This window comes from Streptomyces sp. NPDC001502 (genome assembly GCF_042894785.1).
Taxonomy (GTDB): Bacteria; Actinomycetota; Actinomycetes; order Streptomycetales; family Streptomycetaceae; genus Streptomyces; species Streptomyces kutzneri.
Genome location: NZ_JBIAVW010000002.1, coordinates 284,710 through 306,683, shown reverse-complemented (window position 1 = coordinate 306,683; position 21,974 = coordinate 284,710). Strand labels below are relative to the sequence as shown.

The following is a 21,974-nucleotide window of genomic DNA, read 5'->3' as shown; positions in this document are numbered from 1 at the left end:
AACAAGGAGGTTCGGCGGAGAAGCATTTCCCCGCCGTCCTCCATTGACCGGAGGAGTTGTTTTCGCGTGACTGAGCATGTGTGGAGTTACCAGCCGACCGCGGGCCACCTGGCCGGTACGGACCTGACCGGCTACAAGGTCGAGGCGACCGACGGGAGCATCGGCAAGGTCGACAAGCACTCCGACGAGGTCGGTGACGCCTACCTGGTCGTGGACACCGGCGTATGGATCTTCGGCAAGGAGGTCCTGCTGCCGGCCAGCACCGTCATCAGGATCGACCCCGAGGACAAGAAGGTCCTCGTCGCCCGCACCAAGGAACAGATCAAGAACGCCCCCGAGTTCCACCGCGACAAGCACCTCGGCGACGCCGGGTACCGGGAAGAGCTGGGCACCTACTACGGCACCGGCGCCCCCTTCGGCGGCCGACCCGCCTGATCCCGATCCCGCACCACGACGCCGGTCCCGGCACCCTCCCTGGGTGCCGGGACCGGCGTCGGCTTGCGCGCGACGACGTCGACGGAGTTCACGGGGGCGGGACGTCGACGGAGTTCACCGGGGCGGCATCCTCCGCCGCGGGTGCGGCAGGACCTCTTTCGGACATCTTGCGCTCGATGTGCGTGCAGAGGGGGGCATGTGCGGCTTTGCGGGCAGGCGAGGGCTGACCACATCCATGCACCGCCTCCGGGTCCGGCTCCGGCCGGCCGACCGACCGACCAGGCGGTGTTCTCTTCAAGGAGGTCTCACCATGTTGATCACCGTCACACGCACCGGCGGGTTCGCGGGCGGGGAGCGGACTGCGTCCCTCGAAACGGAGTGCCGCGCGGACGGGCCCGCACTGGAACGGCTGGCCGAGCTCGCGCTCAGTGGTGAGGGCCCCGCGGGGCAGGACCCCGTTCCGGACGGCTTCAGCTACGTCATAGGCGTCGACGGCAAGCTGGTGGAATTACAGGATCCGTACCTCACCGAGGACCAGCGGCAGCTGATCGACACTGTTCTGGCCACTGCCGCCTGAGCGGCCCGCCCACCCGGCCGCCGGTCGGGCGTTGCCGTACCGGCCCGACCGGGCTCGGTACGGCACCGGCGGACTATCCCGCCGTACCGCTCAAGGTCCGACCGTCCTGGGCCCCCGCCTCCGCTTCATCCACGTCACCGAGCCATACGGTGCGCAGCCGCTCCCGAGCCACGGCCAGCGCGGCATCGATGTCACGCGTTCCGGTCGACACGCACAGCGTGTAGACCACGTCTTCCATCTGCTGCCGCACCGGTTCGTGACGGCCTGCGGCCTGGAGCTCCGACTCCATCTCGTACTCCTCCACCAGACGTGCCAGCACCGTGGGGTGAGTCATCATCACGATCTCGCTCCTTCGCACACGTCACGGTCACGGCCGACCGGCCGCCACCGACGCGTCGCCTGCCCCGGCCCGGGAGTCCCATGCACCACAGGCGTCGTACGTGTGTCTCCTCTGCGCGCAGGGGTCAGGGCCGCTGCACCTGGACCGCCCACCCGCCCGCCGTCTTCCTTCAGCTCAGGCCGTGGGGTGCAAAGACCCTCGCCGTCTGCGACGAACACCCGTTGCGCGGCATCGGCGGAGGCGGCGGGGAAGGCGCGGGCGGCTTTCGCCGGAGCCGGGCACCCCGTTCAGTGCGGTGACGGTTTCGGGTCCAGGGCGTTGCCGACGGTGCAGCCGCCCTCCCCGGGCATCCGCTGGATCCGGGGCGGCACCCATACCTCGGTGGCTCCGGGGCCCACGCGGGCAAGAAGGCAGTCCTGCGCGTCGAAGCCGTTGCCCTTCACCGACAGGAGAACGCCGACCCGGCCGCCGTCCGCCTTCACCTCGGTACGGACCGCCGGATCCAGGTCCAGGGCGGCGAGCGTACGGTGCACCTCCGCCTCGTCCACCCGGCCGCCCTCCGGCAGCCGGGGAAGCTTCGCGCGGAGCTCCTCGTACGGCAGCCGGGGCGGTTCGGGTGCCGGGGCGAAGGTGAGCGGAGAGCCGTCCGGGCAATCCACGTCACGGGGATCCTCACGCCACTGCGACTTGGGCGACACCCGCACCGCGAAACAGCGCCGCACGACGACCTCCTCAGGGTCGAACCACGTGTTGTACGCCGAGCCGGACGTGCGGACGACCACGTCGACGCCGTCCCCATCGTGTGTCGAGGTCCCCGTCACCCTCAGTACTTCCACCGCGTCGGTGCCGGAAGCGGAGCGTCCCACCTCCTCCGCCGTGCGCGGACGCTGGCCGTAGAGCCGCTCGCCCGCCTTCCTGGCCACCTCCCGTGCGGCGTCCGTCGCCTCGCCCTCGGAGGACTGCACCATTCCGCAGCCGACGGTGAACAGCAACAGGGGGGCGAGGAGCAGCAGTCGGCGCATGCGTCCACCTTTCCGGCGCCGCGCGCGGCGGGCAACCGCTCGCGTACTCATACCGGCATGGGCGATCGTACGCGGGCGCACCCCGTGAGGTTCCGGCGGCGGGCCGGACGTCGCACCTTCTCCGCCCCGTCGGTACCGGGCAGTCCGGGCACACGGGCACTTCCGGGACCGGGCCGGATCAGGGCTCGTCGGGTACGTGGACCTCCAGGACACAGATGTCGTCCCGGTTCCCCGGCCGCAGGCCGGCCAGGGTCTTGGCGAGCATGCCGCTTCGGCCTTCCCGCACGAGCCGTACGACCGTGTCGGCAAGGTGAGCGAGCCCGGCCTCGATGTCTTCGCCCGGCTCCTCCACGAGGCCGTCCGTATAGAAGAGCAGGTGGTCCCCGGGCCGCATGTCGGTCACCGCCTGCCCGTACGTGGAGTCGAACGCGGCGCCGAGGAGGGTGCCCTCGGGCTGCCGGAGGAAGCTCGCCTCACCCCCGCGGATCAGCAGCGGCGGGAGGTGGCCCGCCCGCACCCAGGTCAGCCGCTGGTTCCAGGGCTCGTAGCGCCCCATGACCATGGTGGCGGTGGCCCTGTGGGTGCCCGAAGCGGTGTGGAGCAGAAGGGCGTTGAGCCGGCCGAGTACGTCGGGCAGCGGTGAGCCGGTGATGGTCATGCCCTTGGCGGTGAACCGCAGCTGGGCCATCGTGCCCACAGCCGCCAGGCCGTGGCCGGCGACGTCTCCGACGACGAACAGTGCGCTCTTGTCGGGGAGTTCGATCGCGGAGTACCAGTCGCCTCCGACGTTCAACCCGCTGTCGGCGGGGAGGTAGGCGACGTCGACGCAGAGACCGGCGAGCTCCAGCGACTGCTCGGGGACCGGCAGCAGGGTGTCCTGGAGCGCGGCGCCGAGAGCGCGTTCGGCCTTCAGCATTCCGCGCTGGACGAGATTGGCGCGCTCGCTCTCCCGCAGGGCCAGCTCGGCACCCCGCAGCGCGGTCAGGTCCTGGAAGAAGCCGTGTACCTCCAGCGGGCTGCCGTCCGCGTCCCGCTGCGCCTCGGCGACGATCCTCAGGTGCCGCACGCCGTGTGCGGAGGTGATCCGGAAGTGCTGGTCGATGGCCGCACCGTCATCCAGCAGCCGCTGAACGGCCGCGCCCAGCCTGGGCAGGTCCTCCGCGAGAAGCTGTCCCGGCAGCTCCTCCAACCGCATGGGCCCCAGGGTGGGGTCTCGGTCAAAGATCGCGTAGACCTGGTCGGACCACGTGATGGTGTCCGTCGCCAGGTTCCAGCTCGCCCAACCGAGGTTGCCCAGCCGCTGCAGGTCGTCCAGCCTGCGGGTCTCGCGTTCGCTGGTGTCGTGGCGGATCCAGGTCACGATCAGGCGCTCGCGCAGTCTGCTGGCGCGGACCGAGTACACGGACTGGTGCGGGACTCCGGCGGTCACTTCCTCGTAGACGAAAGGCTCGCCCTCGTAGACCGTCCCCATGGTCAGCGCGTCCAGGTAACCCTCCCAGAGTGCCGTGCCCGCCACGGTCGGGTAGTTCTCCAGTACCCGCCGGCCGACCAGTTCCTTGCCGTGACGCCCGGCCAGGTCCAGCGACTCGGGCGACGCCGCATCGATCCGGTAGTCCTCCACCTCACCCGTCCGCGAACGCAGCGGGGTCAGCAGGACCGCCGGTCCGGACAAGGCGTTGAAGATCGTCTGGATGGCGTCGACGTCCGCATGGAGCGGGACGTGACCGTGAGGGCCCCGGTCCTCGCGCAGGGGCCCGCCGCACAGTCTGACGGACCGCCTGAGCAGGGTCCGGGTACGGGCGTCGAAGGGGCCCCGCCGGGTGCGGAAGAAGCCGACGACCGCGGTCACCGCACCGTTGCCGGGTGCGGGCAGCCAGGCGCGCGAGGGCCACCGCTCGGGCGGATCGCCGATCAGAAGGTACCGGGCGGCGTCCAGCTCCGGGTCTTCGAGCCACACCGCCTCCCGGGCCGCGATGGCTTCCATGGCGGCGACGCCGCTGAGCGGGGGGATGTGGCTCCACTGCCCGGCCATCGCTTCGCCGATACCGGCGTGGCCGACCAGCTTCAGGTTTCCGGCGGTGGCCACGGTGTAGATCATGACCGCGTCGACGTCCTCGGCGTCGGCCAGCACCGAATGGAGCAGCTGGGCGATCTCGTTCGGGGTACGGGTGCCGGCCAGGCCTTGGCCCAGCCGGGCGAGCAGCGTCCGGTGCCCCGTCGGGCGGCCGCCGTCGGCGACGACGTAGCGGCTCGTACTGAAGGGTGAGGAGTGCTGCTCCGGCGGCGTGACGGGCACCGTCCGGAAGGGCGGCTGCGGTGGCGGCGGCGTCGCCGGGCGGTCGCGGGTCCGGCCCAGGGTGATCCAGCACTCCTCCAGAAGGGTGCGGCGGTGCTGTGCGGCACGGTCGAGCAACTGCTGGTAGGCGGCGTCCGGCGTGACGCCCTCCCGGGTCATCAATACGCCCTTGGCGCGTTCCAGGACGGCTGTCATCGAGACCAGACCCTCCAGGTCCACGACCTCGGCACGCAGCCTGGCCACGACCCTGGCCAGTGCCAGCACCTCGGGTGCCGCGCTCACCCCGTCTTCGGGAAGCACGAAATCGCCCTCCATGGATCGAGCATGACACGCCCCGGGGCCGATGGATCCGGCTCTCATCGGGCGGTTTGCAGCCATCGGATCGGCGCAGGCCACTTTCAGACCGGCTGCGAGACCGGCTGCGGGCCGTCCTTCATCCCCGTACGCAAGGCCTGGCCGATGACACCCCGGCCGCTGTCGTCACGCGGAGTCACGCCCCCGGGCGCCGGCGGCCCTGAACCGGAGCGCGGCAGATCCGTACGCGTCCGAGCGCCGGCGACAGCCGGCCGGTCCGTCGGATGAGCAGGTGCGGGTGCCGAGTGACGGAGCGCCGTCCTCGGGGCAGGCCGGTCGTACGTGACCACACGGGGGGCACGGTCCTGTGCCGGTGCCAGGCCCCTTCCGTACGCTGGCTGCATGCGTACGCGCCCCACTCTGAGCTGGACCCCCACCGAGGACCTGCGGCCGGGCACCACGGATCCCGAGCCGGTCGCCGACGCGCTGAGGACCGGCGGCGTGCTGGTGCTCAGCGGGGCGGGCCTTTCCACGGAGTCGGGCATCCCCGACTACCGGGGCGAGGGCGGAAGCCTGCGCCGGCACACCCCGATGACCTACCAGGAATTCACCAGGAGCATCGACGCCCGGCGCCGCTACTGGGCACGCAGTCACCTGGGCTGGCGCACCTTCGGCCGCGCCCGGCCCAACGCCGGGCACCGGGCCGTGACCGCGTTCGAGCGGCACGGCCTGCTCTCGGCGGTGATCACCCAGAACGTCGACGGCCTGCACCAGGCCGCCGGGAGCAAGGACGTGGTGGAACTCCATGGAAGTCTGAACCGGGTCGTCTGCCTTACCTGCGGCGCCTCCGGCACGCGCGGGGAACTCGCCCGGCGGCTGGAAGAGGCCAATGCGGGATTCGAGCCCGTGGCCGCCCGGCTGAATCCGGACGGTGACGCCGACCTCACCGACGAACAGGTCGGAGACTTCACCGTCATGCCCTGCTCGGAGTGCGGCGGCATCCTCAAACCCGACGTGGTGTTCTTCGGTGAAAGCGTTCCCCCGAACCGGGTCGAGCGCTGCCGCGAACTGGTCGATGCGGCGACCTCACTCCTGGTCCTCGGATCCTCGCTGACGGTGATGTCCGGCCTCCGGTTCGTCCGCCAGGGAGCCCAGGCGGGAAAACCCGTACTGATCGTCAACAGGGACCCGACCCGGGGCGACCGGCACGCCGCCACCCGCGTCGCACTTCCCCTGGGGGCGACCCTCAGCGCCCTCGCCGACGGACTGAACATCCCCGTCGACGGCCGGACGGCGGACTGAACCAGGGACCTGCCGTGCCCGAGCACCAGCGTCGTACGGGGGCCGTCAGCTCTCGCGGCCCGGCAGGAGCTCCTTGGCCTTGGCCACGGCGAATCCCCAGCCCTGGGCCACAGTCGGTTTGCCGGGCACGGCCACTTCCTCCGGGTTGGTGAGCACGTCCAGCAGGACCGGCCCCGGCGTCTCGAAGGCGCGGCGCACGCTTGCGTGGAGCTCGGCCGGGTCGGTGACCCGGATCCCCGTCAGGCCGAGGGCCGTGGCAACCGCGGCGAAATCGGGGTTGTCGAGCTCCGTGCCGAATTCGGGCAGGCCCGCCTGCTCCTGTTCCAGCTTGACCATGCCCAGGCGGCGGTTGTCGAAGACGACGAGCTTCACCGGCAGCCTGTACGTCTTGATGGTCATGAGGTCGCCGAGCAGCATGCTCAGCCCGCCGTCCCCGCACAGCGCGACGATCTGCCGGTCGGGCGCCCACAGCTGGGCGCCGAGGGCCTGGGGCATGGCGTTGGCCATCGAGCCGAGGTTGTACGAGCCGATCAGGCGGCGGTCGCCGCGCATGGTGACGAAGCGGGAGAGCCAGACCGTGGCCATGCCGGTGTCGGAGGTGAAGACGGCGTCGGCGTCGGCGTGGGCGTCCACCGCCGCGGCCAGCGCCTCCGGACGGATGGCGTGCTCGGGGTTGTCCAGGACGGCCCGCAGCTTCCCGGTCCAGCGGTGCTCGTGCGCGGGGTCGGCCAGCCGCTGCTGTCCCTCCTGCCAGCGGAGGAAACGCGTCCGGGCGTCGTCGAGGTGCGCACGGTCCGGTACCGCCTTCAACAGCGGCAGCAGGGCCCGCAGCGTGGCGCCGACGTCACCGGCCAGGCCCACGTCCACGGGGGTCCGGCGTCCCAGGTGGTCCTCACGGGAGTCGACCTGGATCACCTTGACGTCCTTCGGGTACCACTCCCGGTAGGGGAAGTCGGTCCCCAGCATGAAGAGCACGTCCCCGCTGTCGAGCGCGTGGGCGGCGGCGGGGTTGCCGATGAGACCGGTCTGGCCCACCTGGAAGGCGTTGTCGTCCTCGAAGCCTTCCTTCGCCTTCAGCGTGAGCACCATGGGCGCCGCCAGCAGTTCGGCGGTCCGCAGGACCTCGGTACGGGCCTCGCGGGCCCCCTGGCCGACGAGGAGGGTCACCCGGGACGCGGCGTTCAGCAGCTCGGCGGCCCTGGCGAGGGCCGGGTCGTCGGGCCGGGTGACGGCGCGGTCGAGGGCGAACCGCGTGGGCCTGTCGTCGCTCAGCTCCCGATCGCCCAGGTCGCCGGGGACGGTCAGGACGGCCACTCCGCCCTGGGTCACGGCGGCGCGTACGGCCGATTCGAGCAGGCGCGGCATCTGGTCCGGGGAGGTGACGGTGGCCCGGTGGACGGCGACGTCGCGGAAGAGCAGGTCGTTGTCGACCTCCTGGAAGTAGTCGCTGCCGATCTCGGCGAGAGGGACCTGGCCGCAGATGGCCAGGACGGGCGTGCGGCTCTTGGCGGCGTCGTACAAGCCGTTGAGCAGGTGCACGGATCCGGGTCCCACCGTGCCCATGCACACCCCGAGGGTCCCGGAGAGCTGGGACTGCGCCGAGGCGGCGAAGGCCGCGGCCTCCTCGTGCCGGCAGCCGACCCAGTTCAGGCCGGCGGATGTGCGGATGGCGTCGGTCAGCGGGTTCAGGGCGTCTCCGACGACGCCGAAGACGTGCTGGACGCCGAGTTCCTCTAGTGCGTCGATGATGACGTGGGCGACGGTGCGTGCCACGGGACTGCCCTTCGTTTGCCGGTTCAGCGGCCGGTTCAGCGGGTGGAGTGGGTGAAGCGGTCGGGGTCGGCCGCCTTCCAGTCGGCTGCCCAGCTTTCGGGCGGCGATGCCAGCAGTTCCCCGGGGGCGAGCCATGCGTGGAGTTCGGCGTACGAGCGGACGGTGTGCGGGTCCACCCGCTGGAGCAGCATGTGGGGGCGTAGCCCGCGCGCGTCGTCGACACCCATGGCCGCCATGATCTGCAGCGCGCTCTTGACGGTCGCCTCCTGGTAGCGCCGTACGCGCTGCGCCTTGTCATCGACGTCCAGGGCCCGGGCGCGCCGCTCGTCCTGGGTGGCGACCCCGACGGGGCAGGTGTTGGTGTGGCAGCGCTGGGCCTGGATGCAGCCGATCGCGAACATCATGGCGCGGGCCGAGTTGGTGTAGTCGGCGCCTTGGACCAGGCGTTTGACGAGGTCGCTGCCGGTGGCGACCTTTCCGGAGGCTCCGATCCGGATGCGGTCGCGCAGGCCGGAGCCGACGAGGGCGTTGTGGACGGTCATCAATCCGTCGCCGAGCGGCAGGCCGACGTGGTCGGCGAACTCCAGGGGCGCCGCGCCCGTGCCGCCCTCCGCCCCGTCGACGACGATGAAGTCGGGGGTGACGTCCGCCTGCCGCATGGCCTTGCACACGGCGAGGAACTCACGGCGCGAGCCGACGCACAGCTTGAACCCCACGGGCTTGCCGCCGGTGAGTTCCCGCATGCGGGCCAGGAAGCGCACCAGCTCGCGCGGGGTGGAGTACACGCGGTGGAAGGGCGGCGACACGACGGTCTCCCCCTGCGGCACACCGCGCACCTGCGCGATCTCCGCGTTCACCTTGGCACCGGGCAGGACGCCGCCGATGCCCGGCTTGGCGCCCTGACTGATCTTCAGCGACACGCACTTGACCTGCGGGTGTGCGGCCCTGTCGGCGAACCGCCGCTCGTCGAAGCCGCCGGCTTCGGTACGGCACCCGAAGTATCCGGTGCCGATCTCCCACACGAGGTCCCCGCCGGGGCGCAGGTGGTACTCGGACACGCCGCCCTCTCCGGTGTCGTGGGCGAAACCGCCCAGCCGCGCCCCGGTGTTGAGGGCGAGGACGGCGTTGGCGGACAGGGAGCCGAAGCTCATCGCCGAGACGTTGAGCAGGGACATGTCGTACGGCTCGGCGCAGTCGGGTCCGCCGACCCGGACCCGGGGCGGATCGGCCCGTACCGGGTGCGGGGCCATGGACGGGGTGAGGTATTCGCTGCCGGGCCGGTGGAGGTCGCGCTCGGTGCCGAACGGCTCCTCTGCGTCGGTGCCCTTGGCCCGCTCGTAGACGATGCTGCGGGTGTCGCGGTCGAAGGGGCTGCCGTCGATGTTCCGCTCGATGAAGTACTGCTGGATCTCCGGCCGCAGTGCCTCCAGAGCGAACCGGAGGTGACCGAGCAGGGGGTAGTTCCGCAGGATGGAATGCCGGCGTTGCAGGAGGTCGTACGAGGCAACCAGGAGGAGCAGCAGCAACGGAACGGCCACGGCCCACCACCAGGGCGAGAGGAGGACGGCGGCGACCGCGGCAAGCGCCGCTGCGGCGCCGGGCAGGATCAGGGCAAGTGTCTTCAGCACATCCCGCTTGTGTCCCGACGGCCGCGCGCCAAGCGTTCCCGGGGGGCGGCAGGGCATCCGGGGGCTTCTTTCTCCGCGAGCCGGGCGGGCAGTTGCTCCCGTACGGCGCAGCGCGATCCTGCCGGAGCAGCCACTCATGATCCGGCCCGCACGGGGAACACGGCCGTCACCGACCGAAAGGGGCACGGACATGCTCGGCATCACCGCCGCAGTGCTGTTCTTCATCGCCTTCCTGATCAATGCCGCCACCATCAGCACCAACGAAGTGTTCAGCTCCACCAACTTCATGCTGATCGGTCTCGCCGCGCTCGCGCTCCACATCGCCGGCATCGGCCACGGGTGGGCGGCCCGCGGCCGAAGCCGTAGGCGCTGACCCATGGCATAGGGGAAAGCCGGAGCGGGGTCCCGCGGCGCGGCGCTCGGGCGCGATCTGGTGCTCGCCGCGGATGCCGGTCCTGCCGGTGGCCACCGCGGTGGTGTTGCTGATCGGCGTGGCTTCCCCGGAGTCTCGGTGCAGTGAGCACGGCACCGGCGGCGGGACGTGAGCCCGGTGCCACGCCCGGGACCACCGGCTGCCTGTCGCCGCGGGGTGGGCTGCCCTACCGTCGGAGCAAGCGGTGTGAAGGCGGCATCGCACCTGACGGGTCATCGCAGAAGCCGGTCAGAGGTCGGCATCGGTACCGCCGGAACCCGCTGCCAGGCGCCGGGTACCGCCAGGATCAATACTGAGACCTACGCACTCTGACCTGCGAAGACACCGCTCAGAGAGTCACCTGTCAGCCGCACCGGGAGATACCCATGAGAATGCTGATCAACAGTCCGCAGACCGTGGTCACCGACGCCCTGCGCGGGATGGCGGCCGCCCATCCCGAGCTGGACGTCGACGTGGAGCGGCGGGTCGTCGTACGGCGGGACGCGCGGGCCGGCGGGCGGGTCGGGGTGGTGTCCGGGGGCGGGTCCGGGCACGAGCCGCTGCACGCCGGGTTCGTGGGGTACGGGATGCTGTCGGCCGCGTGTCCCGGGGAGGTGTTCACCTCGCCGGTGCCCGACCAGATGGTGCGGGCGGCCGCGGCGGTCGACTCCGGCCAGGGGGTGCTGTTCGTCGTCAAGAACTACACCGGGGACGTGCTGAACTTCGAGATGGCCGCCGAGCTCGCCGAGGAGGACGGCCTGCGGATCGAGCGCGTCCTGGTCGACGACGATGTCGCGGTGACCGACAGCCTGTTCACCGCCGGGCGCCGCGGCACCGGGGCCACCCTGTTCGTCGAGAAGATCGCCGGGGCGGCCGCCGAGGAGGGGGCGCCGCTGGAGCGGGTCGCCGCGCTCGCCCGGCGGGTCGACGAGTGCTCCCGGAGCTTCGGGGTGGCGCTGAGCGCGTGCACCACCCCCGCGAAGGGCAGCCCGACCTTCGACCTGCCGGACGGGGAGCTGGAGTTGGGCATCGGCATCCACGGCGAACCGGGCCGGGAGCGGCGCCCGATGATGTCGGCACGGGAGATCGCGGAGGTCGCGGTGGGCGCCGTGCTGGAGGAGCTGGCGCAGATCGGTCCGGCCGACGGGCCGGTGCTGGCACTGGTCAACGGGATGGGGGCGACACCCCTGCTGGAGCTGTACGGGTTCCACGCGGAGGTGGCGCGGGTGCTGGCCGAGCGCGGTGTGCCGGTGGCGCGGGCGCTCGTCGGCAACTACGTCACGTCGCTGGACATGGCGGGGTGTTCGGTGACGCTGTGCCGGGCCGACGAGGAGGTGCTGCGGCTGTGGGACGCGCCCGTCCGGACCGCGGCGCTGCGCTGGGGTCTGTGAACGTATGGTGTCGGTGGGACTGGCCAGACGGGTGCGAGGCGAGGAGATCCGGTGCGTGACGCAGAGTTCTTCCGGCGCTGGATGGCGGCCGCCGCGGCCGCGGTGGAGCGGGAGGCGGACCGGCTGACCGAGCTCGACTCCCCCATCGGCGACGCCGACCACGGGAGCAATCTGCTGCGGGGGTTCACGGCCGTGCTCGCCGCCCTGGAGGCGGAGCCGACGGCGGCGGCGCCCGGCGCGGTCCTCCAGCTGGCCGGCAGGACGCTGATCTCGACGGTCGGCGGGGCGTCGGGGCCGCTGTACGGGACGCTGCTGCGGCGCACGGGCAAGGCGCTCGGCGAGTCGGCCGAGGTGTCCGACGCGGAGCTGCGTGAGGCGCTGTCCGAGGGGGTCGGGGCGGTGGCGCAGCTGGGCGGGGCGGCGCCGGGGGACAAGACGATGCTGGACGCGCTGGTGCCGGGGGTGGCCGCGCTGGGTACGTCGTACCGGGCGGCCGGGAGCGCGGCGGAGAACGGGGCGCTGGCGACGGTGCCGATGCAGGCGCGCAAGGGGCGGGCCAGCTATCTGGGCGAGCGGAGCATCGGCCACCAGGATCCGGGGGCGACCTCATCCGCGCTGTTGCTGGGGGCGCTGGCGGACGTGGCGGAATCGGCGGGTGCGCGGTGACGGCCGAGCACCCGGTGCCCGGCGCCGACTCCGGCTCCGACTCCGGCTCCGGCCCGGCCCTGGTCGGCATCGTGCTGGTGTCGCACAGCGCACGGGTCGCGGAGGCGGTGGCGGAGCTGGCGCGCGAGCTGGCGGCCGGCGGACCCGTGGCCCCGGTGGCCGCGGCGGGCGGCACGGCCGTCGGCGGGCTCGGTACGAGCACGGAGCGGATCCTCGCGGCCGCCCGGGAGGTGGACCGGGGGGCCGGGGTGGCCCTGCTGGCCGACCTGGGGAGCTCGGTGCTGACGGTGAAGGCCCTGCTGCTGGAGGACGAACTCCCGCCGGGGTCGGAGCTGTTGGACGCGCCGTTCGTCGAGGGCGCGGTGGCGGCGGTGGTGACCGCCTCCACCGGAGCGCCCCTGACGGCGGTCGCGGCGTCCGCCGCCGACGCGTACACGTACCGCAAGGCCTGACCGCAAGGCCTGGCCCCGCAAGGCCTGCCCGCAAAGCTTGGACCGGAAGGCCTGGACCGGAGGAAGGCCTGACCGCGGGCGCCGCGGGCGGGCCGACCGGCCGGGACCTTGCGGGGTGACCTCTACGGACGTCCGCGGAGGACTTCGATCTCGCGGCGCTCGCGCTTCGTCGGGCGGCCCGCTCCCCTGTCGCGGATGCCGACCACGGCGGCCTCCACGGGCGTCGGCGGCGGCGGGCTGTTGTCGATCAGGCATTCGGCGGCGGCCGGTGCGCCGACCCGCTTGGACACGGGCCGCTTGACGACGACGATCCGCTCGCGCCCCGCGTGGAAGAGCCGTACCTCGTCCCCCGCGCGCACGGGCTGCGCCGGCTTGGCACGCTCCCCGTTGACCTTCACGTGGCCCGCCCGGCAGGCGGTCGCCGCGATCGAGCGGGTCTTGGTCAGGCGCACGGACCAGATCCACGCGTCGACCCGCGCCGTGCCCGTCCCTGCGCCCGCTCCCGCGCCCGTTCCCTCATCAGCCATGCCCCCGACTTTAGCGAGCCGGGCACGGCGGAACGGAATGAGTTTTGGCGGATGAGCCAAGAAGTATGGCATCTGCCATGGAGATCAGGCCAAGAGAATTGCAAATGCGCCACAAGTGGCCCTACGTTGTCGCCCATGCAGTCCTACACCATCGGACAGGCGGCGCGTCTGCTGGGCGTCAGCCCGGACACCGCCCGCCGCTGGGCCGACGCCGGCCGGGTCGTGACCCATCGCGACGAAGGCGGCCGACGCCTGATCGACGGACGCGACCTGGCCGCGTTCTCCGTCGAGGTGGGCCAGGGGGCCCACCTCGACGACGGGGAACCGTACACCTCGGCGCGCAATGCCTTTCCCGGCATCGTCACGGCCGTCAAACTCGGCGACGTGGCCGCCCAGGTCGAGATCCAGGCAGGTCCCCACCGCCTGGTCTCCCTGCTCACCCGTGAGGCCGTCGAGGAGCTCGGGCTGGAGGTCGGCATGCAGGCCACCGCCCGCGTGAAGTCCACCAGCGTGCACATCGACCGCACCTGATCCGGACGGCGCCGCCCGCCGTCCACCCCCACGGTCCCCCGCACCACCCGCTCGGCATGACCGAACGTCCCCACCCGCTCCGCCCGTCACCGGCGCGGGTCACCACCGCGCGGCCCCGGCACCAGGCCGGCCGCCGACCCGACCGAGGAGCATCTGCTCATGTCCCCGATCACGATCCGCCGTCGTACCGCCGCCGCCGCGCTGACCGCCGCCCTGCTCGTACCGCTGGCCGCGTGCGGCAAGAGCGACGACAAGAAGTCCGCTGCCGACACGACCCCCGAGCCGAAGGCCGTGAACCTCACGGTGCTGGCCGCCTCCTCCCTCACCGACGTCTTCAAGACCGCGGGTGCGGAGTACGAGAAGGCCCACCCCGGCACGAAGATCACCTTCTCCTTCGCCGGCTCGCAGGAGCTCGCGGCCCAGGTCAAGCAGGGCGCCCCGGCCGACGCGCTGGTCACCGCCGACACCAAGACCATGGACGGGCTGAAGACCGAGACCGGCGACGCCACCGTCATCGCCAAGAACCGCCTGGTCATCGCGGCCGGCAAGGCCAACCCGTTCAAGATCGACGAGCTCAGGGACCTCGCCGACACCAAGATCAAGGTCGTGCTCGCCGCGCCCGAGGTCCCGGTCGGCCGCTACAGCAAGCAGATCCTCGACGCCCAGAAGATCGAGGTGAAGCCGGTCTCCCAGGAGCCCAACGTCCGGGCCGTGCTGAGCAAGGTCGAGCTCGGTGAGGCGGACGCCGGTCTCGTCTACAAGACCGACTCCGCCAAGTCCGGCGACAAGGTCGTCACCGTGGAGATCCCGGACGACCAGAACGCCGTGGCCTCCTACCCGGCCGCCACGCTGAAGCAGTCCAAGAACGCCACGGAGGCGGCCGCCTTCGTGGCCTGGCTGAGCACCCCCGAGGCGCAGAAGATCCTCCAGGACGCGGGCTTCCAGAAGGCGTAACCGCCCTACGCCCCACGCCCCCTGAGGGGCTGCCTGGACCGGGGGGACAGGCAGCCCCTCTCGGCGTTCGCGCGGCAGGGTCCCCGGACCCGCCGCCGGCCGCCTACGCTTCCCCCGCAGCCGACACCCCAGCCAGGAACAGCCAGGAACCCCCCATGAGCAGACTCCGCAGCCGAACCGGCACGCGCAGCGGCATGCGCGTCCGCACCCGGCCCCCGTTGGCCCTGGCGCTCCCCGCGCTGCTCGCCGTCGCGTTCCTGTTGCTGCCGCTCATCGGCATCCTCGTCCGCACGCAGTGGGGCGAGCTCGGCGCCCACCTCACCAGCCCCGGCGTGGTCGAGGCCCTGAAGCTCTCGCTCGTGGTGTCCCTGTGGGCCCTGGTCCTCTCGCTGCTCCTCGGCGTACCGCTCGCCTGGCTGCTGGCTCGCGTCGAGTTCAAGGGCAAGGCCCTGGTCCGCTCGCTCGTCCTGCTCCCGATGGTGTTGCCGCCGACCGTAGGCGGTGTCGCCCTGCTCCTCGGCTTCGGCCGGCGCGGGCTGCTCGGGCCCTGGCTGGAAGGCACCTTCGGGATCACCCTGCCGTTCCACACCTCGGGCGCCGTCGTCGCGGCCACGTTCGTCGCCATGCCCTTCCTGGTGATCAGCCTCGAAGGCGCCCTCGGCGGTCTCAGGCAGAGCTACGAGGAGACCGCCGCCTCGCTCGGCGCCTCGCCGGTCCGGGTGTTCTTCACCGTGACCCTGCCCATGGTCGCGCCCGGCCTGATCGCCGGCGCGGCGCTGACGTGGGCCCGCGCGCTGGGCGAGTTCGGGGCGACCATCACCTTCGCCGGCAATCTGCCCGGCACCACCCAGACCCTGCCGCTCCAGGTGTACCTGCTGCTGCAGGACAAGCCCGAGGCCGCCACCTCCGTCTCGCTGCTGCTGCTCGCGATCGCCATGGGCGTACTGATCGCCCTGCGCGGACGCTGGACGGGCACCCCGGTGGCCCGCGAGGCCGCTGCGGCGCCGGTCCCCGAGGAGCCGCCCACCTCGTCCGACGCCCGCACCGCCGCCGCCACCACCACCGACGGCACCACCACCACCGGCGGCGACGACACCACGGCGCCCCGCGGCAGCGGCCGCTGGCCCCTGCACGCCACCGTCACCGGCTTCAACGAGCTCACCCTGGACGCCGAACCCGGCACCACCATCGCCGTGGTCGGCGAGAACGGCGCCGGCAAGACCACCCTGCTGCGCGCCCTGCTCGGCCTCACCCCGCGCGCCCACGCCGCACTGCGGCTCGGCGACACCGACGTCACCGCCCTGCCCCCGCACAAGCGCCAGGTGGCCTGGGTCCCGCAGGACGGGGCGCTGTTCCCGCACCTGACGGCCGTGGCCAACACCGCGTACGGGCTGCGCGCCCGCGGGGTGCCGCGCGCGGAGGCCCGCCGCGAAGCCCGGGCCTGGCTGAACCGGCTCGGCGTCCTGCACCTCGCCGACCGCAGGCCCGCCCAGCTCTCCGGCGGCCAGGCCCAACGGGTGGCGCTGGCCCGGGCGCTGGCCGCCCGCCCCCGGCTCCTCCTCCTGGACGAACCGCTGGCCGCACTCGACCAGACCACCCGGGCCCGCGTCCGGCACACCCTGCGCACCCACCTGGCCGGCTTCGGCGGGGTCTGCCTCATCGTCACCCACGATCCCGTCGAGGCCGTCTCCCTCGCCGACCGCGTCCTCGTACTGGCCGACGGCCGGGCCCTCCAGGACGCGCCGCCCACCGAGGTGACCCGGCACCCGCGCTCCCCGTGGGTGGCCCGCATGCTGGGGCGCAATGCCTGGCCGGGCACCGCGTCGGCCGACGGGCTCACTCTCGCGGCGGGCGGCCGGCTGGTGGTCGCCGAGACGCTGCCCGAGGGGGCGAAGGCCCTGGCGATCATCGCTCCGGAGGCGGTCTCGGTGCACCGGGACCGCCCGGGCGGCAGCCCGCGCAACGTCTGGCCGGGCACCGTACGGGAGATCACCGCGGTCGGCAGCAGGCTGCGCGTGCTGATCGCCTCGGCCGCCGCGCCCGACCTGGTCGCCGAGATCACCCCCGACGCGGCGGCCGAACTGGGCATCGTGGAGGGCGCCGATGTGTGGACGAGCGTGAAGGCCACCGAGGTCACCCTGGTACGCCTCTGACGGCACGGGTCCCGGGCTTCCGATCCCAAGGCATCCGATCCCAAGGCTCCGGATCCCCGGGCCGCAGGGTCCCCGAGGCGCGCGTCCCGGAGGCGCGCGTCCCGGAGGCGCGGGTACCCGAGGCGCGCGTCCCGGAGGCGCGGGTCCCGGAGGCGCGGTACCCGAGGCGCGGTACCCGAGGCGCGCGTCCCGGAGGCGCGGGTACCCGAGGCGCGGGTACCCGAGGCGCGGGTACCCGAGGCGCGCGTCCCGGGCCACGGTTCCCGGGGGCGTGCCTGCCCGGTCCGGACCGGTGCGCCCGGCCCTCAGCCGGCGTCCTCCGGGGCGGCGAGGGCGAACTCGCACCACACGCACTTCCCGCCGCCCCGGGGCTCCACGCCCCACTCGTCCGCGAGGCGGTCCACCAGCATCAGCCCGCGCCCCGAGACCGCCCAGTCGCCCGCCTCGCGCCGCCTCGGCAGGGCACTGCTGCTGTCCTCGACCTCGATCCGGATCCGGCCCTGCGCCGTGAGCCGCATGCTGACGTGGCCGCCGCCGTCCGTGTGGACCAGGGCATTGGTCATCAGCTCGTCCGCCGCCAGTTCGATCTCGTCGGCCCGGTGCCGCGCACCCCAGGCGGCCACCGCCGCCCGGATCAGGTGCCGGGCCAGCGCCGGGGCCTTCGTGTCACCCGGTTCCAGCCGCTGCTGCAGCGGCCCTCCTCCGCGCGGGGTGGGAGTGCCGCGGCGGCGCAGGACGAGCATGGCCATGTCGTCCCCGCCGCCCGAGTCGCCGACCAGGTCGCACAGCACGTCGGCGAGTTCTTCCACGTCGATCGGGCCGCTGTGGACCGCCGCCAGGAGTTCCCGCATGCCGGAGTCCGGCTCCGCGCCGGGGCGTTCGATCAGGCCGTCGGTGCACAGCAGCAGGGTGTCCCCGGGGTGCAGTTCGAGGCTGGTGACGGGGTAGCCGGAGCCGGTGCCCGGCTGGTCGCGGGCCGGCAGGCCGAGCGGCAGCCCGCCGGCCACCTGGACCCGGTGGACGCTGCCGTCGCCGCGCCGCACGACGGGGTCGAGGTGCCCGGCGCGGACCAGGCGGGCCATTCCGGTGGTGAGGTCCACCTCGGCGTAGGTGCAGGTGGCGAATCGTTCCGTCTCCAGGTCGCGCAGGAAGGCCGAGGCCCGGGCCATCGCCGCGCCCGGCGTGTGTCCCTCGACGATGTAGGCGCGCATCACGATGCGCAGCTGCCCCATGACGGCGGCCGCGTCCGTGTCGTGCCCCTCGACGTCGCCGATCATCACCCCGACCCGGCCCTCGCCGAGCGGGACCACGTCGTACCAGTCGCCGCCGATGTCCCGGCCCATCCGCGCGGACCGGTACCGTACGGCGATCCGCGCGCCCGGCACGTCGGGGATCCGGCGGGGCAGCATGGCCCGCTGGAGTCCCTCGGCCAGGTCGTGCTCCTGCTCGTAGAGGATGGCCCGCTGGAGGCTCTGCGCGACCCCGCTGCCGAGCGCCATCAGCAGGTTCCGCTCCTCGGTGGTGAATTCGCCGTCCCGCGTGTAGAGCAGCCCGAGCGCCCCGACGGGGCGTCCCTGGGCGATCAGCGGGAGATAGACACCGCTGCGGACGGACAGCGGCTCGATGTACGGCCACAGGTCCGGGTAGCGGTGCTGGAACTCCTCCCGGGAGACGAGGAAGACCGACTGCATGGTGCGTACGGCCTCGCTCATCGGGAGCTGTGCGTCGATCCGCGTGTACTCGATCTCGGGCACGTACGAGCCGAGCTGGCCCTCCGCGACCAGGTGGATGCGGCCGCCGTCGACGACGCCCAGCATCACGCTGACGGCGCCGAGGTGGCCGAGGGCCTGCGGGTCCTTGAGGATGTCGGTCACGTCGTTGACGGTGCGGGCGTGGGCGAGGATGGCGGTGGTGCGCTCCACGACGCCGGTCATCCGGCGCCGGCCCTCGATCTCCTCGCCGGCGGCGCCGGGCTCCCCGGGGTCGTGGGCGGCGTCGCGGAGGATCCCGATGACGCGGTACGGGCGGCCGGACGGGTCCCGCAGGATGTGCCCCTGGATGTGGGTCCAGGACGGCGAACCGTCGCGCCGGCGGCTGCGGACGTAGGCCCCGTAGTGGCTTCGGCCGTCCTTGATCGCCTGCGCGACCCGGGTGTCGAGCCGCGCCTCCTCACCGGGCGCGAGACGGCTCCGGAGCCCGCCGGGGCTTCCGTCGTACTCGTCCGGGCGCAGGTCCAGTACCTCGAGGGCGGTGGGATCGAGATGCATCCGACCGTTGTCGAGGTCCCAGTCGAATGTGCCCATGCGATTGAGCGCGAGGCTTGTGTCCGGCCGCGCGGGCCAGCCGACGTCGGGGTTCTCTGCCCTACGGGCCATGCAGCCAGGGTCTCACTCCCGCCCGCCGGTGTCCCTGCGGGAGGTCCGGCCACCCTCCGTGCCCGGCCCGACACGTCGGCGGGAGCCCCCCGAAGCGGCACGGTCGGCGCCGGTACGGTCGCGGAAGCGGCGGAACCGGCGGCCGGACGGTTCAGCCCTGTCCGCTGTCCGGCAGGGTCGCGTCATGGACCAACAAAGCGATCTGGACCCGGTTGTTGAGGTCGAGCCGGGTCAGGATCCGGGACACGTGGGTCTTCACCGTGGGCAGCGCCAGGTGGAGCTCCCGTCCGATCTCCGCGTTGGACAGGCCCCGCCCGACCGCCAGGGCCACCTCCCGCTCGCGCCCGGCCAGCAGCGCCAGCCGGGCACGGGCGGCATTCGCCCGGGCGTCCTGGCCGAAGTCGCCGGCCACTTGGTCGATGAGCCGGCGGGTGACGGCCGGGGAGAGCACCGGATCCCCGGCGGCCACCGTGCGGATGGCCGTCACGATCTCCTGCGGCGGGGTGTCCTTGAGGAGGAACCCGGCCGCTCCGGCCCGCAGCGCCCGCAGGACGTGCGCGTCGGTGTGGAAGGTGGTCAGGACCAGCACCTCCGGGGCCCCCGGCCGCGCCCGGAGCCGCTCGGTGGCGGTCAGCCCGTCGACGCCGGGCATCCGGATGTCCATCAGCACCAGGTGCGGTCCGTGCGCGTCGACCAGGGCGGGCACCTCCGCCCCGTCCGCGGCCTCCGCGACCAGCTCGATGTCCGGGGCGCCGCCCAGCATCAGGCGCAGCCCGGCCCGGACGATCGCGTCGTCGTCGACCAGCAGTACGCGGATCACCGGCGCCTCGTCTTTCGTGTCTCGTGGTCTCGTCGTCTGGTGTGCCGTGGGTCTGGTGCGTCGTGGTCTGGTGTGCCGTGGGTCTCGTGTGTCGTGGTCTCGTGTCCTGCCCGACGGTCAGCCCTGCCAGGGTAGCCAGGCCCTTACCCGGAACCCGCCGCCGGCGGGGAGGGCGGTCAGCTCCCCACCGGCCAGCCGGGCACGTTCGGCCAGCCCGATCAGCCCCTGCCCGCCGCCCTCGGCCGGCTCCGGGACCGCCCCCCGGGCCGGATCCGGCCCGGGGGGCGGGGTGTTGCGGACCTCCACCGTCAGCCCGTCGCCCGGGCCCCCGGTGACCCGCACGTCGGCGGCCGCGCCGGGCGCGTGCTTGCGTACGTTGGTCAGCGCCTCCTGCACGATCCGGTACGCCGTACGCCCCACCAGGGGCGGCGGCGCGGCCCCTTCGGGCGGTCCGGCCAGCTCGATCCGTCCGCCTGCGGCCCTCGCCTCCGCCACCAGCCGGGGGAGGTCCGCCAGTTCCGGCTGCGGGCGCTCGCCGCCCTCCGCAGACCCCGTACCCGTACCCGTGTCCGTGTCCGTACCCGGTCCCGCCCGGAGTACGCCGATCACCTCGCGCAGGTCGTGCAGCGCCAGGTGGGCGCTCTCGCGGATCACCCCGGCGGCCCGCTCGATCTCCGCCCGCGGGGCACCGGGATTGAACTCCAGGGCACCCGCGTGCACGCTGAGCAGCGACAGCCGGTGGCCGAGTACGTCGTGCATCTCGCGGGCGATCTCCTCCCTGGCCTCCATCCGGGCCCGCTCGGCCCGCGACTCCGCGTCCGCCTCGGCCAGCTCGGCGCGCTCGCGCAGCGAGGCGATGAGCTGTTGCCGGGACCGCCGGAACAGCCCCCAGCCGATGGCCCCGGCGATCAGGGCGAAGTACGTCACGGCGGAACCGGCCCGCTCCTCCGGCATGTCCGGCAGCTGCCACAGGAAGAGGGGAAGCGGTCCGAAGGCCAGGGCCGCCACCCATGCCGTGGCCTTCCAGGGCCGGGTCGCGGCCACCGTGTACACCGCCACCATCGCCGGCCCGGTCAGGTAGTGCGCCACGCTGCCGGCCAGGAGCAGCACCACGGCCAGCTGGACCGGCGCGCGCCGCCGCAGCAGGACCGCCGCGCACCCCAGCCCGCCGGCCACCTGGTCGGCGGCCCGCCAGGCCGGGCCGAGGCTCTCCGCGACCGGGATGGACTGCGAGCTGACGGCGGCGAAGCAGGCGGCGAAGAGGAACAGGGCCAGGTCGGCGGCCCAGTCCCGGCGGGTGCGGTGGATACGGCGCATGTCCCGGGAATCTACGCGGGCGGGCGCGGGAGCAGGCTGCCTCGTCCCGTACCGAATACTTAAGTACGAGCGCGGGCAGCCCTAAGGCCGATGTCCGGCCCGGCACCCGGCTCCTAACGTCGGAGCATGACCTCCACCTCTGCGAAGTCCCCGAAGTCCCCGTTGACCACCGTCACGGGTGCGCTCTGTTTCGTCCTCGTCGTCGGCGGCGCGAGCGGCCTGCTGCACGAGTGGCTCGGCTGGATCCACTTCATGGGCTTCGTCCGGTTCCTCGCCCCCGACGGCTACGAGATCTACAGCTACATCGTCATGATCGTCCTCGGCCTCGCGGTGGGCGCCGCGGGCGACACGCTCACCCGCCGTGGCCGGGCCTGATCCCCGGGCTGCCGGCGCAGCGCCCCGTGACCGGGCCTCCTCCCCCCGTGCGGGGGAGGAGGCCCGGTCACGGGCGGGGAGCGGTCAGCTCTCCTGAGCCGGGCCCTCAGGCTTGGGCTCGGGCTGGGGGGCGGTCCGGGCCGGTTCCGGCTCCGGCTGCGGAGCGACCGACTGCGGGGCGGACGGCGGCGGGGCGGAAGGCCGCGGGGCGGTCGGGCGCGGCGCGGTCGGGCGCGGCGCGGGAGACGCCACGGTCGCCGGAGCCGTGGGAGACGCCACAGCTGTGGGAGACCCGGGAGTCGCAGGCACGGACTTCGGCGTCGGTGACGCCGCA

The 21,974-nt window shown here is 73.1% G+C and carries 20 protein-coding genes; 11 read left to right on the top strand and 9 right to left on the bottom strand.

Annotated features, from left to right (window positions below):
• Positions 1 to 66: 66 nt before the first annotated feature.
• Positions 67 to 435 (top strand): PRC-barrel domain-containing protein, encoded by a 369-nt coding sequence (locus tag ACFY0D_RS03765; RefSeq protein WP_390796778.1) that lies wholly within the window; start codon positions 67 to 69, stop codon positions 433 to 435.
• Positions 436 to 745: 310 nt separating this feature from the next.
• A complete protein-coding gene (locus ACFY0D_RS03760) occupies positions 746 to 1,012 on the top strand; it encodes a protealysin inhibitor emfourin (protein ID WP_390796777.1) in 267 nt (88 codons plus the stop codon).
• Positions 1,013 to 1,085: 73 nt separating this feature from the next.
• Here ACFY0D_RS03760 and ACFY0D_RS03755 read toward each other — a convergent pair whose 3' ends face one another.
• The 3 genes from ACFY0D_RS03755 to ACFY0D_RS03745 all read right to left on the bottom strand — a co-directional run bounded on the left by ACFY0D_RS03755 (position 1,086) and on the right by ACFY0D_RS03745 (position 4,985).
• Positions 1,086 to 1,352, bottom strand: coding sequence for a DUF5133 domain-containing protein (locus ACFY0D_RS03755; protein ID WP_390796776.1), 267 nt, complete (start codon positions 1,350 to 1,352; stop codon positions 1,086 to 1,088).
• A gap of 287 nt (positions 1,353 to 1,639) precedes the next feature.
• Positions 1,640 to 2,374: a translation initiation factor IF-2 gene (locus tag ACFY0D_RS03750; RefSeq protein WP_390796775.1), complete on the bottom strand. Its 735-nt coding sequence runs from the start codon at positions 2,372 to 2,374 to the stop codon at positions 1,640 to 1,642.
• 178 nt (positions 2,375 to 2,552) lie between these two features.
• Positions 2,553 to 4,985, bottom strand: coding sequence for a SpoIIE family protein phosphatase (locus ACFY0D_RS03745; protein WP_390796774.1), 2,433 nt, complete (start codon positions 4,983 to 4,985; stop codon positions 2,553 to 2,555).
• A gap of 381 nt (positions 4,986 to 5,366) precedes the next feature.
• Here ACFY0D_RS03745 and ACFY0D_RS03740 point away from each other — a divergent pair, with 381 nt between their 5' ends.
• Positions 5,367 to 6,266, top strand: coding sequence for an NAD-dependent protein deacetylase (locus tag ACFY0D_RS03740; protein ID WP_390796773.1), 900 nt, complete (start codon positions 5,367 to 5,369; stop codon positions 6,264 to 6,266).
• A 45-nt stretch (positions 6,267 to 6,311) separates the two neighbouring features.
• On the opposite strand, the gene ACFY0D_RS03735 is transcribed toward ACFY0D_RS03740, so the two are convergent.
• Together ACFY0D_RS03735 and ACFY0D_RS03730 are read right to left on the bottom strand one after the other, a co-directional pair.
• Entirely contained in the window at positions 6,312 to 8,039 is a 1,728-nt protein-coding gene (locus ACFY0D_RS03735; protein ID WP_390796772.1) for a thiamine pyrophosphate-dependent enzyme, read from the bottom strand.
• A 35-nt stretch (positions 8,040 to 8,074) separates the two neighbouring features.
• Positions 8,075 to 9,667: an FMN-binding glutamate synthase family protein gene (locus tag ACFY0D_RS03730; protein ID WP_390796771.1), complete on the bottom strand. Its 1,593-nt coding sequence runs from the start codon at positions 9,665 to 9,667 to the stop codon at positions 8,075 to 8,077.
• 190 nt (positions 9,668 to 9,857) lie between these two features.
• On the opposite strand from ACFY0D_RS03730, the gene ACFY0D_RS03725 reads away from it, so the two are divergent.
• From ACFY0D_RS03725 to ACFY0D_RS03710, 4 genes are all read left to right on the top strand, one after another.
• Positions 9,858 to 10,040, top strand: a complete 183-nt coding sequence (locus ACFY0D_RS03725; protein ID WP_390796770.1) for a hypothetical protein — start codon at positions 9,858 to 9,860, stop codon at positions 10,038 to 10,040.
• Positions 10,041 to 10,465: 425 nt separating this feature from the next.
• A complete protein-coding gene (gene dhaK, locus ACFY0D_RS03720) occupies positions 10,466 to 11,470 on the top strand; it encodes a dihydroxyacetone kinase subunit DhaK (RefSeq protein ID WP_390796769.1) in 1,005 nt (334 codons plus the stop codon).
• A 51-nt stretch (positions 11,471 to 11,521) separates the two neighbouring features.
• Positions 11,522 to 12,136: a dihydroxyacetone kinase subunit DhaL gene (gene dhaL / locus ACFY0D_RS03715; RefSeq protein ID WP_382535298.1), complete on the top strand. Its 615-nt coding sequence runs from the start codon at positions 11,522 to 11,524 to the stop codon at positions 12,134 to 12,136.
• Positions 12,133 to 12,588 carry a PTS-dependent dihydroxyacetone kinase phosphotransferase subunit DhaM gene (locus ACFY0D_RS03710; RefSeq protein ID WP_390796768.1) on the top strand — a complete coding sequence of 152 codons (456 nt, stop codon included), beginning with the start codon at positions 12,133 to 12,135 and terminating at the stop codon, positions 12,586 to 12,588. The genes dhaL and ACFY0D_RS03710 overlap by 4 nt, the downstream gene beginning before the upstream one ends.
• 122 nt (positions 12,589 to 12,710) lie before the next feature.
• Here the strand turns inward: ACFY0D_RS03710 and ACFY0D_RS03705 are convergent, their stop codons facing one another.
• Complete coding sequence (locus tag ACFY0D_RS03705) at positions 12,711 to 13,115, bottom strand: RNA-binding S4 domain-containing protein (protein WP_390796767.1); 405 nt, start codon at positions 13,113 to 13,115, stop codon at positions 12,711 to 12,713.
• A 135-nt stretch (positions 13,116 to 13,250) separates the two neighbouring features.
• Between ACFY0D_RS03705 and ACFY0D_RS03700 the strand changes: the two genes are divergently transcribed.
• From ACFY0D_RS03700 to ACFY0D_RS03690, 3 genes are all read left to right on the top strand, one after another.
• A complete protein-coding gene (locus tag ACFY0D_RS03700; protein WP_375941978.1) occupies positions 13,251 to 13,646 on the top strand; it encodes a molybdopterin-binding protein in 396 nt (131 codons plus the stop codon).
• Positions 13,647 to 13,805: 159 nt separating this feature from the next.
• Positions 13,806 to 14,600 carry a molybdate ABC transporter substrate-binding protein gene (modA, locus tag ACFY0D_RS03695; RefSeq protein ID WP_390796766.1) on the top strand — a complete coding sequence of 265 codons (795 nt, stop codon included), beginning with the start codon at positions 13,806 to 13,808 and terminating at the stop codon, positions 14,598 to 14,600.
• Positions 14,601 to 14,794: 194 nt separating this feature from the next.
• On the top strand, positions 14,795 to 16,753 hold the full coding sequence (locus ACFY0D_RS03690) for an ABC transporter permease (protein ID WP_390796988.1): 1,959 nt from the start codon (positions 14,795 to 14,797) through the stop codon (positions 16,751 to 16,753).
• 305 nt (positions 16,754 to 17,058) lie between these two features.
• Here ACFY0D_RS03690 and ACFY0D_RS03685 read toward each other — a convergent pair whose 3' ends face one another.
• The 3 genes from ACFY0D_RS03685 to ACFY0D_RS03675 form a co-directional block, all read right to left on the bottom strand.
• Positions 17,059 to 19,128 carry a SpoIIE family protein phosphatase gene (locus ACFY0D_RS03685; protein WP_390796765.1) on the bottom strand — a complete coding sequence of 690 codons (2,070 nt, stop codon included), beginning with the start codon at positions 19,126 to 19,128 and terminating at the stop codon, positions 17,059 to 17,061.
• A gap of 151 nt (positions 19,129 to 19,279) precedes the next feature.
• Positions 19,280 to 19,948 carry a response regulator gene (locus ACFY0D_RS03680; RefSeq protein ID WP_390796764.1) on the bottom strand — a complete coding sequence of 223 codons (669 nt, stop codon included), beginning with the start codon at positions 19,946 to 19,948 and terminating at the stop codon, positions 19,280 to 19,282.
• 117 nt (positions 19,949 to 20,065) lie between these two features.
• Complete coding sequence (locus tag ACFY0D_RS03675; RefSeq protein ID WP_390796763.1) at positions 20,066 to 21,265, bottom strand: sensor histidine kinase; 1,200 nt, start codon at positions 21,263 to 21,265, stop codon at positions 20,066 to 20,068.
• A 126-nt stretch (positions 21,266 to 21,391) separates the two neighbouring features.
• On the opposite strand from ACFY0D_RS03675, the gene ACFY0D_RS03670 reads away from it, so the two are divergent.
• Positions 21,392 to 21,640, top strand: coding sequence for a hypothetical protein (locus ACFY0D_RS03670; RefSeq protein ID WP_390796762.1), 249 nt, complete (start codon positions 21,392 to 21,394; stop codon positions 21,638 to 21,640).
• The last annotated feature ends 334 nt before the right edge of the window (positions 21,641 to 21,974 follow it).